The sequence below is a fragment of the Streptomyces sp. NPDC088812 genome (assembly GCF_044750285.1).
In the GTDB taxonomy this organism is placed as follows: domain Bacteria; phylum Actinomycetota; class Actinomycetes; order Streptomycetales; family Streptomycetaceae; genus Streptomyces.
In genome coordinates this window covers 186,305-201,653 of record NZ_JBIVJP010000014.1, presented here as the reverse complement: position 1 = coordinate 201,653, position 15,349 = coordinate 186,305, and the positions used below count along the sequence as shown (strand labels likewise).

Sequence of the window (15,349 nt, the reverse complement as noted above, 5' to 3'; positions counted from 1 at the left end):
CGTGCGGTCGGCGCGGTGTGCGCGCGGGGACGTCTCGCGGGGGAACAGGCGCCGACCGTCCGTGACGAAGGGGGACAGACGCCGACCGTCCGGGAGGAACGGGCCGCGCGGAAACGGCAAGACGGCCACGTCGTCAGTGTGGCACCGGCCGCGGTCATCGGCGAATGCTGCATGTTCGTCAGCATCTGTCCACTGGGGCCGCATATGCGATTCTGGTGGATGGGTGCCGGGTCCCCCCGTCGACACCCGACCGCTCGACCCCTAGGTACCTGCTGCCCCTACGGGGAGGTAGTCGCGGACATGCCTCATGACGGCCGGGCCCGGACCGGGCTCTGGCAGCCGTCGGCCTCCGAGGCCGGCGCCACCGGCGCGGGCGCGCCCGCGCTGCTGCCCGGGCCCACCGGCGCACCCCCGCTGTCGCCCGGGTCCACCGCGAGCGAGCGCGTCCTGAGCTTCGCCGGGGCCGCGTTCGCGGCCGTCTACGTGCCCGCCGCGGACGGTGAGGACCTCCGGCTGGCCGAGACCTCCTCGGGCACCGACCGCGCGCAGGGACTGCCCGAGCGCCTGCCCCTGTCCGGCGGCTCGCCCGCGGCCCACGCCGTGCGCGCGGACCGGCCCCTGTGGCTGAACGACACGCAACTCGCCGCCTACGACGAGGGCGGCCCGCCGTGCCCCGGCCGGTCGCTCGCCGCGCTGCCCCTGCGGACGGCGGACGGACGGCGCGGCTGCCTGCTCGTGGCGGGCACCGACGCGCAGGGCTTCGACGCCGAACGACGCCACCTCCTGGAGCGCTACGCCGAAGCGGTCACCGGCCTGCTGCGCGCCGGAGCCGGCCGCCCGGCGCCCTCGTCGCTGCTCGCCGCGGCCCTGCGGAACCTGGGCATCGGCTCCCTCGTCCTGGTGCCCGGCACCGGCCTGGTCGAGGCGGACGAGACCCTCCTCGAACTGACCGGCATCACCCCGGCCGACTTCGACGGCAAGGCGGAGACCCTGCTCTCCCACGCCCTGCCCGACGACATGCACACCCTGATGGCGGTCCTGGAACCGTCGGCCCAGGCCTTCGGCCACCGGCGTGAGCTGGAGTTCCGCGTCCGCTGCCCCACCGGCGAGATACGCTGGCTGAGCCTGGCGTGCCGGGTTTTGACGGGCACCGGCGACCGGCCTGACCGCGTCCTCGGGGTGGTCACCGCGACGCCCGTGCTGCGCCGCGGCCCCGACGACGTCTCCCGCATCCAGTGGCTGACCGCGGCCCTCGACGAGGCGACGACCGTACGGGACGTCGGCCGGGTCGTGGTCACCGCGCTGCGGGAGCCGCTGGGCGCCGACCGGGTGGCCCTCGCCGAGGCGCAGGACGGCCGGCTCGACGTCACCGTTCTCGATCCACCGGAGCCCGCGGGCTGGCCCGGGAGCTGGCGCCCCGAGCCGCGCTCGGAGCAGCAGCCGCCCGTCGAGGTGCCCGACGCCGCCCTGTCGGCCCTCCGGACCGCTCTGCGGGACGGCCGCATGGACCTGTGGCCCGCGGGGGCGGCCCCCGAGCCCGCACTCGTGGACCTCGGTCCCGGCGGTCTGGCCGTGCTGCCGCTGCCCGCCAAGGGCCGGGTCCTCGGCGTGTGCCTGGTCGGCTGGGACCGCGGGCACGCGTTCGCCCCCGAGGAGCGGTCGTTCCTCACCGCCGCCGCCGCGCTCGTCGGACAGGCGCTCACCCGGGCGCACGCACACGACGCCGAGGAGGAGCTCGCGACGATGCTCCAGCGCAGCCTGCTGCCCCGGCGGCTGCCGGAACTGCCCGGCGGCACGGCCGTCGCCCGCTATCTGCCGGCGCGGCGGGGGCTCCAGGTGGGCGGCGACTGGTACGACGTCATCGCCCTCACCGAGGACCGGGTGGCGCTCGTCATCGGGGACGTGCAGGGGCACAGCGCCGCCGCCGCGACGATCATGGGGCAGATGCGCACCGCCGTGCGGGCGTACGCGGTGGAGGGCCACCCGCCCGACGTGGTCCTCTCGCACGCCAACCGGCTCCTCGTCGGCATGGAGACCGACCTGTTCGCCACCTGCTGCTACGCCGAGGTGGACATGGAGGAGGGGACCCTGCTCTTCGTGCGGGCCGGGCACCTCTCTCCGCTGGTGCGGCACCCCGACGGCACGACCGAGGAGGCGGAGGTCGAGGGCGGGCCTCCGCTCGGCATCCTCGCGGACGCCGAGTTCCCCATGACCTCGCTCACCCTGACCCCCGGCACGGTGCTCGCCCTGATCACCGACGGCCTGGTCGAGTCCGCCGACCTGCCCCTGGACGTGGGCATGGACCGCACCCGCGCCGCGCTCGCCGCGGCGGACGCGGCGGACCCGGGCGGCATGGCCGACGCCCTGCTCGGCGACGGCGGCCGCCGGGAGGACGACGTGGCGCTGCTGCTGCTGCGCTACGACGGTATGAAGACCCGTCCCGACAAGGCCGGCTGGGCGGTGTGGCGGCTGCCCGACGCCGTCATGCACGCCCGCCGGTTCACCGCGCGCACGCTGCGGCGGTGGCGGGTGGCGGACGCGGCCGACGCGGTGCTGCTGGTCGTCTCCGAACTCGTCACCAACGCCCTGGTGCACACCCAGGGCCCGGTCCGCATCGACCTGGTGCTGCGCGGGGACCGGGTGCGGGTCAGCGTGAGCGACTCCTCGCCCCGGGCGCCCGCCAAACCGGTCATCGTCGACTGGGAGTCGACGGGCGGCCGGGGCCTGCTGCTGGTCGAGGCGGTGTCCGAGTCGTCCGGCTCGGTACCGGTGGCCGGCGGCAAGCAGGTGTGGAGCGAGATCGTCGTGACCCGCCGCGAGCCGGCCACCGGCGACCCGCCGCCCCTGACCGAACCGGGGAGCCTGTGGTGAGGCGTGGAGAGCGGCGCGGCCGGCGCGGCGGCCAGGGGGCGCGGTCGCCCGCCGGCCGGGAGCTCACCGACCGGGCGGACCGGCGGACACGGGGGCGCAGGCGCCGGCGCCGTCGGCCCCCGAGAGCGCGTCGGTCTCCGACGACGCGGGGGCAGGGGAGGAGCGGCCGGCGAGGCCGCGCAGCCACCGCTCGGCCGGGCGCTCCACCCACCGGTAGGCCATGGCCGCGAGGGCCAGGCTGACGGCGGCCACTCCCGCCCAGAAGACCGCCGTCCCGCCGCCCGGGGCGGGCTTGCCCCAGTGGAAGACGGCCACCCGGATCACGATCTCGTGCAGGAGGTACCAGGCGAACGACCAGTGCCCCAGCCGGATCGTCCAGGCCCCGCCCAGGCCGGTGCGCCTGCCGTCCAGGTCGGCGCGGGCGGCGGCGCAGATCAGGGCGGCGAAGAGCGGCGCCGACAGCCACTGCGAGGCGTTGTACGGGCCGTACCAGAGGGCGTCCGGAACGGCGTTCGACCAGGGGACGAGGGCCAGATGCCAGCCGGCGACGAGGGAGATCGCCACCGGCAGCGGCAGCGGAGGCCGCCAGCCGCGCCGGAGTGCGAGCCCGGCCACCACGCCCAGCACGAACTGCAGGGAGCGGGTCAGCGGCAGGTAGTCGAGGGCCCAGTTGCGCGTCGTGGGCGGCAGACCGGACAGGGCCGGCCACAGCACGAGGGCGGCGCCGACGACGGCGGCGGCCGTCCACGCCCACACCCTGGCGCGACGGCCCGCGAGCACCGCCAGCAGCGCCGGGAAGACCAGATAGAACCAGGCCTCGTCGCTCAGCGACCAGGCGGCCGGATTCCCTCCGGTGAAGACGACCGGCTGCGGGAACCAGGCGTGCACCAGCAGCAGGGTGGCGGCCACCGCCCCGGCCGGGACGGTACGTCCCATGACGGCCCACACCGCGACCGACAGCCCGACGCTGACGGCGAGCAGCGGCCAGACGCGGGCGAAGCGCCGCCACAGGAAGACGCGCGCGGGCACCCGTGCCCCGTCGTACGTCCAGGCCAGGACGGCTCCCGACAGCACGAAGAAGAACGTCACCCCGCTCCGGCCGTACCAGACCGCCTCGCTCAGGCCGGGGACGGGCCCGACCTGACGGGACAGGTGGTAGAGGACGACGAGCAGGGCGGCCCAGAAGCGCAGCCCCGTCAGCGAGGGCAGCCGGTCGCGACCGGCTGCCGGTGTCAAGGTCAACGAGGATCGGTCCTTCACCTTCGGACGACGAGGAGGTTCGCCTCCGCGCCCCGGTGAACGGTCGCCCGGGGTCCCGCTCACAGGCCCGGCGGCCTGGGGGATCTTCGCACGCAGGAGCGCAGGCAGGCTAGCACCGGCTCCGCGCGGGGCCGGGGTGCGGGGGCGCGGCGGGTGCGGACGACGTGGAGGCCGCTCCGGACGGCACCGGACGCCGGTTACTCGACCTTGGCCCAGTCCAGGGTGCGCTCCACCGCCTTCTTCCAGCCCTCGTAGCCCTCGGCGCGCTGCTCGTCGGACCACGCGGGCTCCCAGCGCCTGGACTCCTGCCAGTGGGTGCGCAGTTCGTCCGTGTCCCGCCAGAAACCGGTGGCGAGGCCCGCCGCGTAGGCGGCGCCGAGCGCGGTCGTCTCGGCGACGACGGGGCGGCTGACCGGAACGCCGAGCACGTCCGCCTGGATCTGCATGCACAGGTCGTTGGCGGTCACCCCGCCGTCGACCTTGAGCACGTCGAGGTGGACTCCCGAGTCCTGTTCCATGGCCTCGACGACGTCCCGGCTCTGGTAGCAGATGGCCTCCAGCGTCGCCCGGGCGAGGTGGCCGTTGTCGTTGTAGCGGGCCAGGCCGACGATCGCGCCGCGGGCGTCGGAGCGCCAGTAGGGGGCGAACAGCCCTGAGAACGCGGGAACGAAGTACACGCCGCCGTTGTCCCGCACGGTACGGGCCAGTGTCTCGCTCTCCGCCGCCGTACTGATGACCTTCATCTGGTCGCGCAGCCACTGCACCGCGGACCCGGTGACCGCGATGGACCCCTCCAGGGCGTACACCGCCGGGCTGCCTTCGAACTGGTACGCCACGGTGGTCAGCAGGCCGTGCCGTGAACGCACCGGTTCCGTGCCCGTGTTGAGGACGAGGAAGTTGCCGGTGCCGTACGTGTTCTTGGCCTCGCCCGGCGCGTAGCAGACCTGTCCGACCGTGGCCGCCTGCTGGTCACCGAGCACCCCGCTGATGGGGATGGCGGCCCGCATGGGCCGGGAGGAGCGGGTCACGCCGAACGCCTCGCGGTGCGAGGAGGGGTTGATGGCGGGCAGCATCTCCCGGGGGATGTCGAAGAAGCCCAGCAGCTCGTCGTCCCAGTCGAGGGTCTCCAGGTCCATCAGCATGGTGCGGCTGGCGTTGGTCACGTCGGTGGCGTGGACACCGCCGTCGGGGCCGCCGGTGAGGTTCCACAGGACCCAGGCGTCGGTGTTGCCGAAGAGGGCGTGGCCCTGACGCGCCGCCTCGCGGACGCCGTCGACGTTCTCCAGGATCCACTGGATCTTGCCGCCGGAGAAGTAGGTCGCCGGCGGGAGCCCCGCCTTGCGGCGGATGACGTCGCCCCGGCCCGAGCGGTCCAGGGCCGCGGCGATGGAGTCGGTGCGGGTGTCCTGCCAGACGATGGCGTTGTAGTAGGGGCGCCCGTTGCGCGGGTCCCATACGACGGTGGTCTCCCGCTGGTTGGTGATGCCGATCGCCGCGAGGTCCTCCGGGGCGAGGTTGCCGTTGCGCAGGGCGGTCTGCATCACCGAGTTGGTGCGCTCCCAGATCTCCACCGGGTCGTGCTCGACCCATCCGGACCGCGGAAGGATCTGGGTGTGCTCCAGTTGGTGCCTCGCCACCTCGTTGCCGGAGTGGTCGAAGATCATGAAACGGGTGCTGGTGGTCCCTTGGTCCACCGCGCCCACGAAGTCAGCCATGGGGTACCGCCTCCGGTCCGGGGGTCAGCTGTGCGGGGTCAGCGCTCGGGGGCGGGGACGCGGCCGGGGGGCTCCGGCTCCGCCGTGGGGAGGAACCGGCCGATGAGGGCCTTGTACAGTCCTGCGCCGAGCAGACCGCCGATCAGGGGACCGAGGATCGGTACCCAGAAGTAGAAGTTGCCGTACTGGTCCCGCCAAGCCCCGCCGTAGCCCGTGAGGAAGCTCGCCAGCCGGGGGCCGAAGTCACGTGCGGGGTTGATGGCGTACCCCGCGTTGGTGCCCCAGGCCATGCCGATGGCCACGACGATCAGACCGACGATGAACGGGGCCAGGTTCGCGCCGGGCGGGTTGTTGAGCAGGTCCGTCACCGCGAAGATCAGCAGCAGCAGGATCGCGGTGCCGATGATCTGGTCGCGGAAGGCGCCCCACTCGTACACCGGCAGGTTGGTGTTGCCGTTGGCCGGGAGGGTGGAGAACACGATCTGCGTCTTGTAGGTGTGACCGGGGTCGGCCTTCGCGAGCGCCTCGGTGTAGTTCCAGCGCACGATGAGCGCCGCGACGAAGGCGCCGGCCGTCTGCGCCGCCGCGTACGGCACGACCTTGCGCCACGCGAACCCCTTGAACGCGGCCAGGGCGACGGTCACCGCGGGGTTGAGATGCGCTCCGCTCATCCGGCCGGCGACGTAGACGCCCAGGGTGACGCCGAGACCCCAGGCCCACGAGATGCTGTCGTGGTTCCCGAGGCCGCCCGGCGGCGTGGTCAGCGCCCCGCCGGCGACCACCTGGGCCACGACGCCACAGCCGAAGAGGATGAGGACCATCGTGCCGGCGAACTCGGCCGACAGCTCGCCGATCATCCCCGACCTGTTGAACCGATCAGCCATGGAAGCCCGCTTTCCCGCCGGCTCCGGGCCGGCTGTCGAGTGCCCGAGCTTGTCTCAGATCAGCATAAGGCGATCATGGACTTGTCGCATATGTCGTAGCGAACCGACCGCTGCCTGTGGGTCCTGGTCACAGGACGAACGCCTGCCTGGCTGACGGTGCGGGCCGCGGACACGATGGGCGGGCGGGGCCGCCGTGCTCCCGCGCCGTCCGCCGCGGCCGCGCGGCGCGGTCTCGTTCCGGGCCGTCCGGGCCCGTGGTGGCGGCCCTCTGTTCCCGTCCCTCCTCCCCGTCCCTCCTCCCCGTCCCTTCTCCCGTCCCCGTTCCCCGTTCCTGAGAGGCAGTGATCCCTGGTGAGTGCGAGCGGACGCCCCGACCCGGCCGCCGATACCGTGGCCGAGCCCGGGCGGACAACGTTCGACCGGTGGCGCTACGCGGGCGTCTTCCTGCTCCTGTTCCTCTTCGGCACCGAGACCTTCCTCGTCTCCCCGCTGCTGCCGACCATCGCGGACGACATCGACGTGTCCGAGTCCGCGGCCGCCCAGAGCGTCACCGCCTACGTCCTGGTCTACGCAGTGACCGCGCCCTTCCTGGGGCTGCTCAGCGACCGCCTCGGCCGACGGCGCACCCTGCTCGCCGGTACCGTCCTCTTCCTGCTGTCCAACGCCGCCGCGGCCCTGTCGGCGTCACTCGCCCTGCTGATCGTCTCCCGGGCACTGGCCGGCCTGGCCGCGGCCGCCGCGGGCCCGGCGATCTGGGCGCACATCGCCGAGACGGCCCCCGAACGGGTCCGGGGCCGGGCGCTCGGACTCGGCATGGCCCTGTTCTCCTGCGGCCAGGTCGTCGGTGTGCCGCTCGGCGGACTGCTGGCGGGCGCCACGGGCTGGCGGTCGGCGTTCCTCGCCCTCGCCGTCGGTACCGCGGCAGCCGTTCCGCTGCTGGTGCGCCAGGTGAGCGGCAAACCGGTGCCCGGGGCGCCGGCTCCGGCCCGCGGGGCGCTCGGCGCCGTGCTCGCCGCGTGGGGGCACCCCGCCCTGCGCAAGGCCCTCGCGGTCAACACCGCCTTCCACGCGGCCAACCTGGGCGCCTACACCTTCCTGGGCGTGGTGCTCGTCGACCGGTTCGACCTGTCGGTGTCCGCCCTCGGCCTCGTCGGCGTTCTCGTCGGTGCGGGCAGTGTGGCCGGCTCGCTGATCGGCGGCCGGCTGGGCGACCGGTCCCGGGCGGCGGGCCGCGACCACCTTCCGCTCCTCCCGGTCTGGGGCCTGCTCCTCGCGGCGGGCGTCGCGCTCACCGCCACGGGCCCCGGCATCGTGCTCGCGCTGCTGGGCGTCACCGTCTGGTTCGTGGCGAGCGGAGGGTTCGTCATCGACCAGCAGACCCTGGCGGGGACGGCCGCACCCGATCTGCGGGCCACCTCCAGCGCCTGGCTGACGTCGACGATGTACGCCGGGACGGGCCTCGGCGCCTGGGCCGTCGGAGCCTTCGACGACACGGGGACCGGAACGCTCGTCGTCGGGGCGGGCCTCGCCCTGGTCTCCGCGCTCGCGGCGCTCGCCCTCAGCGCCGGCCTGCGCCGCGGGGCCGGCACGCCGGACGGACCGCCCGCGGCCGGAGCAGCGGCGGAGGAGCCCGCCCGGCCCTGACGCCCGGAGCGGCGGGCGGGACTCAGCCCGCCTGCCGCTCACCCGCGTCCGGGGCCACGGCCCGCAACGGCCGCTCGCACAGCGCGGTCATCCGCACCCGGTCCTGCTCCGTCAGCGGGGTGAACAGCAGGACGAGTGCCGACGGGTCGTCCACCGGGTGGAACGACGACAACGACAGGGTCATGGGCGCGGACCCCGGAGGCCGGACCGTCACGGAGCGGGCCGTCAGCTCCGCCACCGAGTGGCAGCTCCACCAGTGGCGGAGCTCGGGCGCGTCCTCCGCCAGCCGGTGGTAGAGCTCGCCGGTGCGCGGGTCGCCGAGCGCCGGGCCCGCCTGGGCACGGAAGTGCTGGAAGATGTTCATCGCCAGCGGTTCCCAGTCGTGCAGCACCGTGCGCAGCCGCGGGTCGGCCACCATCAGCCACATCAGGTTGCGCCGGTCGGCGGGAACGCTCTCCGGGCTGCCCCACAGGGCGCTCCACGGGGCGTTCCAGGCGAGCAGGTCGAAGTGGCGGTCCAGCAGCACCGCGGGACTGGTCGGCCAGGAGTCGAGGACGGGACGTACGGCGGCGGCCAGGCCGCCCGGTTCGGCGTCGGACGCCACCGGTTCGTGGTAGCCGGCCAGCCGCATGGCGTGCCGCAGGCCGGCCGCGTCCAGCCGCAGTGCCCGGGCGACGGAGGTCAGCACCTGCCGGGAGGCGGTGACCCGGCCCTGCTCCAGCCAGGTGTACCAGGCGAGGCCCACGCCGGAGAGCGAGGCGACCTCCTCCCGGCGCAGGCCGGGCGTGCGCCTGCGCGCGGTGGCCGTCAGACCCACGTCGGCGGGCTTGAGCAGTTCGCGGTGGGCTCGCAGGAAGGCACCGAGCTCCTGGCTGGGGCCGGGGGTGGGGGTGGACATGGTGACGGCTCCTCGGCCTGTGCCGATCGATCGGTCGGCGGACGGACGGTGGTGAGGGGGAAGGGCGGGCGGACGCGGGCGCGGGCCGGGCCCGCGCCCGGGCCCGAGCCCGCACCGCCCCTCACCCTAGGGGGTGGCTCCGGTACGCGGGGTGAGCTTCCACAGCCGCACCGGCATGGCGCTCACCCGGCCCTGTGCGCGCTGGCGTTCCGCGGCGACGCGTCCGACGGCCCGGAAGAACGCGGCCCGCCGCCCGGGGTCCAGCACGGAGGCGTAGTAGTCGCCGAAGGTCGCCGCGTGGAAGTGTTCGTACTGGGCCGCGTCCCGCACGGTGACCACCGCCTCCCGCTCCCGGTGCTCCTCGATCGTGAAGAACTCGCCCAGCAGCGGGGCGAGTTCCGCCACGGAACGGGTCCGGGTCGCGATCGGCAGCACTCCGTGGTCGTCGAGCAGCCCGGGCACCGCCTCCCGCGCGACGCCGAGACCGGCCAGGGCCTCGCGCACGATGTCGTCCTCGCCACCGAGGCCGTGGCCGTCGCGGGCGGGGTGATACGTCGTCAGCAGGAAGGTGCCGTCGGGCGCGAGGTGGTCGCGCACCCAGGCGAGGACCCGGTGCTCCACCGGGTACAGCCAGTGCAGCACCGACGTCATGGTCACCACGTCCGCGCGGTACGGCAGCGGGGCCGGCGCCGTCAGGTCGGCGTGGTGCAGCACCGCACGGGCGCCGAACGGCCGCAGCCGCTCGCCGGCCTCGGAGATACGGTGTTCGGAACGCTCCAGCCCGACGGCCAGCCGCAGCGAGGGGTGGCACACCAGGGCCGCCTCCAGCAACTGGCCGATACCGCTGCCGAGGTCGACCAGCACACGGGGTTCCCCGGACACCCGGTCGAGGACCCAGTCGCGGTCGTGCACCTGGCGCAGCCTGCTGGCGTCGTCGTAGCCGCCGAGGGTACGGGCCTGGGCCTCGGTGTCGTTCAGGGTCACGAGCGGTCCTCCTGGGCGTCGTCCGGGCCGGTCGCGGGGTGCGCGGCGGCGGCGAGGGGCGGGGGCGGCAACGGCGTGGGCGGATGCGGCGTCGCGATGAAGTCCTCCAGGCGGCGCCGCACGTCGCTCTGGTCGTACCGCTTGAAGAGGTTGATCCGGTTGCGGGCGAGGTCGCCGCGGTGGACGAGTTCGTACAGGTGCTGGCGCTGTCCGAACGCGTCGCCGGTCAGTTCCCAGGCGAGGCGCAGGAGGCGGGACTTGCGCTCGGCGTCGATGCCGTGTCCGCGCATGTAGCGGTCGAGGAGGGGGCGCAGCCGGGGATGGGCGAGGTCGTTCTCGGTCGGCTGCATCAGCAGCCCCGAGGCGCCGATGCGGCGCAGGACGTCCACCGCGCCCTCGGCCACCTCGGCGGACCAGACCCGGCCGGCCGCCGTGTCGCCGGGAGCCAGCAGCCCGCCGTCGGTGACGGTGGCGCGCGCCTCGGCGGCGTCGAGGAGGATCTCCGTCAGTTCCGTGTAGGACGCCAGCCGGCCGAGGTCCTCCTGGATGGTGCGGAAGCCGTCGACGCCGATGCTCTCGGCGACGAGCGTGGCCGTGGCCAGCAGGGTGCGCAGGCGCTCCCGGTAGCGGACGTGGCCGATGTACGCGGACCAGGCGTTGATCCGGGCGAGCCCGGTGCGGGCCAGGTCGGCGTCGCGCAACAGGAAGACCCGGTTCCAGGGGACCAGGACGTCGTCGAAGAAGAGCATGGCGTCCTGCTCGTCGTAGCGCGCGCCCAACGTGTGGGCGTGGCCCCAGGATTCGGTGCCCAGCGGCTCGCGGCACAGCGTCACCAGGCCCCGGGTGTTCAGCGGCAGCGCGAACCAGACGACGAACTGCTCACCGCGGTGCTGGGTGAAGGAGGCCGACAGGTAGACCAGCACCTCGTGGGCGAGCGGCGCCAGGGTGGTGAGCTGCTTGGCGCCGCGCACCACGATGCCCTCGTCGGTCTCCGCCAGTACGCGCAGCGCCAGGTCCGGGTCGTCCACCGGATCGGCGGACCGGTCGATCTGCGGGTCGCCCAGCGCATGGGAGAGCACGAGGTCGTTGGTGGCGCAGTGGCGGTACCAGGCGTGCGCGTTGGCCCCGAACCCGGGCCGGGCGCGTTCGAGCCGGTTGCGGAAGTCGTGGACGCCGACGGCGATCGACGCCATGAAGGCGGGGGAGCGCCCGTGCTGCCCGAAGGACGCGGCGTGCCAGAACTCGGCGCTGCGACGCTGGAGCCGCAGTTCCTCCAGGGTGCGCGGCGGCTGGTAGGCGCGGGCGAGCCGTTGCCCGCTGCCGGGGTCCCGGTAGGTGAGGAGGTCCCGGTGCCCGGGGTCGTGCTGGAGGTCCAGCAGATCCGCGAGCGCGTCGACCGCGGGGCGGAAGGCGGGGTGTCCGGCGGGGTCCGAGACCCGCTTGCCGTCGAGGTACAGCTCGCGGCCGTCGTCGAGTTCCGCGCGGTACCGGTCGCCGGTGAGCAGCCCCCGGCCGGTGTCGGCGGAGGTGTCCAGGAGGGTCATGTGCGGGCTCCCGTGGAGGGGATGGGCGGGTGGGCGAGTGAGTGGTAGGCGCCGTGGTGGTAGAGCAGCGGTTCTCCCGGCCGGTCGCCCGCGGCGGCGACCCGGCCGACCAGGACGACGTGGTCGCCGCCCGGCAGGACCGTGTGCAGCCGGCAGTCGAACCAGGCCAGGCAGTCCTCCAGCACGGGGACCCCGGTGGCCTCCGCGCGCATGGGCGCCACGGTGAACAGTCCGAGGGCCCGGCCGGCCCCGGGGGCCGCGAAGTGCCGGGCGAGCGGCTCCTGGTGACCGGCGAGGACCGACACCGCGTACCGGCCGTCGGCACGGACCGCGGCCGTCACCGGGCTGCGGGCGCTGACGGCCACGCTGATCAGCAGCGGGTCGAGCGAGAGGGTGCACAGCGAGGACACGGTCTTGGCGAAGACCTCCTCGCCGTGGCGTGCGGTGAGCAGGGCGACCCCCGTGGTCCAGCGGCGGGCGGCGGCACGGAAGGCGTCGGCCGTCGCGTCGCCCCGGCGGGCCGCCGTCCGGGGCCCGGTGCCGTGGCCGGTGCGCGCGGCGCTCACCGCAGGCCCACGCGGTAGGCGCGCAGCCACTCGTCGACCTGCACCAGGTGGTCCAGGCCGCCCACCGGATTGGGCGCGGTGCGCGGGCTGGGCAGGGTCCGGCCCTCGGCCAGGGCCCGGCGTACGACGTCCCGGTCGACGAGGTCGAACACCGGAGCCGCGGGATCGGCGAGCAGTGCGTGGGCCCGGTCGGTGAGCACCTGTGTGTAGCGCACGGCGGGTGTCGAGGGATAGCCGCTCTTGGGCCGGTCGGCGACCTCGGCCGGGAGCAGGTCGCGCACGGCGTCGCGCAGCAGCCCCTTGGACCGGCCGTCCGGCGCCTTCAGGGACCACGGCACGTTCCAGACGTACTCGACCAGGCGGTGGTCGGTGAACGGCACCCGTACCTCCAGACCGACGGACATGCTGACCCGGTCGACCCGTTCCAGCAGCGGCGGCAGCCACCGCGTCAGCGCCAGGTGGAACAGCTCCCGCACCCGGCGGTCGGCGCCCGTCTCACCGGGCAGGTGCGGCGTCCGGGCCACGGAGGCGCGGTACTGGTCGGCGGTGTACTCCTCCGGGCGGACCTCGGCCCGCACCTCCGGACGCAGCAGCGCGGCGGGTGTGGCGCGGCCGTGCAGCCAGGGGAAGGTGTCCGCGGCCCGGGCGGCCGCGTCGTGGAAGTAGGGGTAGCCGCCGAAGACCTCGTCGGCCGCCTCCCCGGACAGGGCGACGGTGGAGCGCCGCCGCACCTCCCGGAAGAGCAGGTGCAGGGAGGCGTCCATCTCGCCCCAGCCGGGCCGGTCCCGCGCCCGCAGCACGGCCTGCCGGGCCTCCAGGAGGTCGTCGTCGGGGATGACGACGGAGGTGTGCAGGGTGCCGATGTGCTCGGCCGCCGCCTGGACGAAGGGAGCGTCGGCGCCGGTCCGCCAGGCGTCGGGCGCCCGGTCGGCGCTGCCGGGGAAGTCCACGGAGAAGCTGCTCACCTTGCCCTGCCCGGACCGCTCCCGGGCCTGTGCGGCGAGCGCGGTGACGGCACTGGAGTCGACGCCCCCGGACAGCAGCGTGCACAGCGGTACGTCGCTCATCAGCTGGCGCTCCACGGCGTCGGAGAGCAGGTCGCGCACCGTCCGCCGGGTCGTCGCCGCGTCGTCGGTGTGCGGCCGGGACACCAGCTGCCAGTAGCGCCGTTCACGGGTGACCGACCGGCGCACGGAGACCAGGTGGCCGGGGCGCACCTCGCGCAGCCCGCGGAAGATTCCGTGGCCCGCCGTGGGCGCGGCGGGCAGCGCGAACAGCTCGGCGATGCCCTCGGCGTCCAGCTCCGCGCGGAACAGCGGGTTGGCGAGCACGGCCTTCGGCTCCGAGCCGAAGACGACCCCGGTGGTGTGCGCGTGCCAGTAGAGGGGTTTGACGCCCAGGTGGTCGCGGACCAGGAGCAGTTCCTCCTCGCGCCCGTCCCACAGCGCGTAGGCGAAGATGCCGTTGAAACGCCGGGGGGCGTCCGTGCCCCACTGAAGGTGCGCCCGGAGCACCACCTCCGTGTCGGAACGGGTGCGGAAGACGTGGCCCAGGGACTCCAGCTCCCGCCGCAGCTCCCCGTGGTTGTACAGCTCGCCGTTGTAGCCGAGCACGGTCTCCGGCCGGCCGGCGGCCAGGGGCTGCGCGCCGCCTTCGAGGTCGATGACCGAGAGCCGGCGGTGGCCGAGCGCCGCGTGCCGGGAGAGCCAGGTGCCGGTGGCGTCCGGCCCCCGGCAGGCCAGGGTCTCGGTCATGGCGCGTACGGTGGCGGCCCGCGTCCGCAGGTCGGTGTCCCAGTCGAGCCATCCGGTGACGCCGCACATCACTGCTCCCCTGAGGAGTCGGAGGGAGCCTCGGGAGCGGCCGCCTCCCAGCGGCAGCCGTGGCCGGTGGGGCCGGTCCTGAGGCTGTGGGTCGGCTCGAAGCCCTTGGCGCGGATGTTCGCCGACAGCGCCTTCGTGCAGTACGTGCACGGAGAGGCGAGCGTGATGCGGACGCCGGAGCGGCGGGCCTTCTCCCGGTAGTCCCAGATCGCGCAGTGCGTGATGGTCAGCGCCGCCCGGGTGGCACCGTCGGTCTCGAGCCCGTCGTCGAACTCGTAGTCGGATCCGTACAGTTCGGCCTGGCGTGCGATGCGGTGGACGGGGTCGGCGGCTCCCCTGCCGTGGTCGGGCTCCACGTCGCGGTGCACCGCGGCGATGGCGCCGGCCCAGGCGGCGAGGGCCTGTTCCCCGTGCCGGGAGACGAGGAAACGTTCCATCAGGGCCTGGCCGCGGAAGAAGACACGCTGCCAGTCCGCGGAGCCGCTGGTCGTGGGGTCCGGCAGGTCCGCGAAGATCTCCGCCTGCAGGGCGAACCAGTCGGACAGATGGGTGGTGTCGTGCCAGGCGGCCAGCAGCCGGGTCAGCCCCGACTCCGCCTCGTGCAGCCGTTGCCGCCACAGGGCGGAACGTTCCGCCTCCGGCATGCCCCGGTAGCCGTTGCGCAGCCGGTCGGCCGGGGTGGGGTGCGCACCGGGCACGGGCGGGGTGCCCAGTACGGCGGTGAAGGGGCGGCCGGCCTCCCGGACGCCGGTGTCGTCGTCCGCGCCGGACGCCGGCACCCCGACGGAACCGCCGCGCGCGATGCCTCCTGCGGGCGCATCGCTCATCTCGGATCTCCTTCGCGGTGGGGAGCGGACCGGTCGGGTCCTGTTGACCGGAAACGCTAGGAAGCGGGGCGAACACCCAGAAGCCCCGAAAGGGGGCCCCGAGGGCGACCTTCGGAGCCCGGCAACTGCTCCGAAGGTCGCCCTCGGGGCGGTGGTGGGCGCGCGGGTGGGCGGGTGTCTTTCGGTGGTGGTGGGGGTCTCGGCGGTGGCGGGCGCGCCGGTGGGCGGGTGTCGTCCGGCTGCGGCGGCGCGCGTGGGCACGGCAGGCGTCCCGGGGCGGCGGACCTGTGGTGGGCGGGTGCCTTGTCAGCGCCTTCCCGCCGTGGCCCGTCA

General features: G+C 74.6%; 11 protein-coding genes. 2 read left to right on the top strand and 9 right to left on the bottom strand.

Translation table 11 applies throughout. The annotated features are described in order from the left end of the window. The first annotated feature begins 300 nt into the window (after positions 1 to 300). The gene (locus ACIP67_RS24760; protein ID WP_401694657.1) at positions 301 to 2,871 is read left to right on the top strand and encodes a SpoIIE family protein phosphatase; all 2,571 of its coding nucleotides are present in this window, start codon (positions 301 to 303) and stop codon (positions 2,869 to 2,871) included. A gap of 63 nt (positions 2,872 to 2,934) precedes the next feature. Here ACIP67_RS24760 and ACIP67_RS24755 read toward each other — a convergent pair whose 3' ends face one another. The 3 genes from ACIP67_RS24755 to ACIP67_RS24745 form a co-directional block, all read right to left on the bottom strand. Then, positions 2,935 to 4,113: an acyltransferase family protein gene (locus ACIP67_RS24755; RefSeq protein WP_401694655.1), complete on the bottom strand. Its 1,179-nt coding sequence runs from the start codon at positions 4,111 to 4,113 to the stop codon at positions 2,935 to 2,937. Positions 4,114 to 4,328: 215 nt separating this feature from the next. Next, positions 4,329 to 5,846 carry a glycerol kinase GlpK gene (gene glpK, locus ACIP67_RS24750; RefSeq protein ID WP_401694652.1) on the bottom strand — a complete coding sequence of 506 codons (1,518 nt, stop codon included), beginning with the start codon at positions 5,844 to 5,846 and terminating at the stop codon, positions 4,329 to 4,331. A gap of 38 nt (positions 5,847 to 5,884) precedes the next feature. Next, complete coding sequence (locus ACIP67_RS24745; protein ID WP_401694650.1) at positions 5,885 to 6,730, bottom strand: MIP/aquaporin family protein; 846 nt, start codon at positions 6,728 to 6,730, stop codon at positions 5,885 to 5,887. 351 nt (positions 6,731 to 7,081) lie between these two features. Between ACIP67_RS24745 and ACIP67_RS24740 the strand changes: the two genes are divergently transcribed. Then, entirely contained in the window at positions 7,082 to 8,374 is a 1,293-nt protein-coding gene (locus ACIP67_RS24740; RefSeq protein ID WP_401694648.1) for an MFS transporter, read from the top strand. 22 nt (positions 8,375 to 8,396) lie between these two features. Here the strand turns inward: ACIP67_RS24740 and ACIP67_RS24735 are convergent, their stop codons facing one another. The 6 genes from ACIP67_RS24735 to ACIP67_RS24710 form a co-directional block, all read right to left on the bottom strand. Next, entirely contained in the window at positions 8,397 to 9,272 is an 876-nt protein-coding gene (locus ACIP67_RS24735) for a helix-turn-helix domain-containing protein (RefSeq protein ID WP_401694645.1), read from the bottom strand. A 126-nt stretch (positions 9,273 to 9,398) separates the two neighbouring features. Further along, entirely contained in the window at positions 9,399 to 10,256 is an 858-nt protein-coding gene (locus ACIP67_RS24730) for a class I SAM-dependent methyltransferase (RefSeq protein WP_401694642.1), read from the bottom strand. Beyond that, positions 10,253 to 11,800 carry a 4-hydroxyphenylacetate 3-hydroxylase family protein gene (locus ACIP67_RS24725; RefSeq protein WP_401694640.1) on the bottom strand — a complete coding sequence of 516 codons (1,548 nt, stop codon included), beginning with the start codon at positions 11,798 to 11,800 and terminating at the stop codon, positions 10,253 to 10,255. Before ACIP67_RS24725 ends, ACIP67_RS24730 begins: the two co-directional genes overlap by 4 nt. Beyond that, a complete protein-coding gene (locus ACIP67_RS24720; RefSeq protein WP_401694638.1) occupies positions 11,797 to 12,366 on the bottom strand; it encodes a flavin reductase family protein in 570 nt (189 codons plus the stop codon). The genes ACIP67_RS24725 and ACIP67_RS24720 overlap by 4 nt, the downstream gene beginning before the upstream one ends. Next, complete coding sequence (gene asnB / locus ACIP67_RS24715; protein WP_401694636.1) at positions 12,363 to 14,189, bottom strand: asparagine synthase (glutamine-hydrolyzing); 1,827 nt, start codon at positions 14,187 to 14,189, stop codon at positions 12,363 to 12,365. The genes ACIP67_RS24720 and asnB overlap by 4 nt, the downstream gene beginning before the upstream one ends. Continuing rightward, positions 14,189 to 15,016 carry a hypothetical protein gene (locus ACIP67_RS24710; protein ID WP_401694633.1) on the bottom strand — a complete coding sequence of 276 codons (828 nt, stop codon included), beginning with the start codon at positions 15,014 to 15,016 and terminating at the stop codon, positions 14,189 to 14,191. Before ACIP67_RS24710 ends, asnB begins: the two co-directional genes overlap by 1 nt. Positions 15,017 to 15,349 lie beyond the last annotated feature (333 nt).

Coding starts and splice junctions, on each gene's coding strand:
- asnB (WP_401694636.1), bottom strand. CDS start 14,189: ATGTGCGGCGTCACCGGATGGCTCGACTGGGACACCGACCTGCGGACG.
- glpK (WP_401694652.1), bottom strand. CDS start 5,846: ATGGCTGACTTCGTGGGCGCGGTGGACCAAGGGACCACCAGCACCCGT.
- ACIP67_RS24725 (WP_401694640.1), bottom strand. CDS start 11,800: ATGACCCTCCTGGACACCTCCGCCGACACCGGCCGGGGGCTGCTCACC.
- ACIP67_RS24760 (WP_401694657.1), top strand. CDS start 301: ATGCCTCATGACGGCCGGGCCCGGACCGGGCTCTGGCAGCCGTCGGCC.
- ACIP67_RS24735 (WP_401694645.1), bottom strand. CDS start 9,272: ATGTCCACCCCCACCCCCGGCCCCAGCCAGGAGCTCGGTGCCTTCCTG.
- ACIP67_RS24745 (WP_401694650.1), bottom strand. CDS start 6,730: ATGGCTGATCGGTTCAACAGGTCGGGGATGATCGGCGAGCTGTCGGCC.
- ACIP67_RS24710 (WP_401694633.1), bottom strand. CDS start 15,016: ATGAGCGATGCGCCCGCAGGAGGCATCGCGCGCGGCGGTTCCGTCGGG.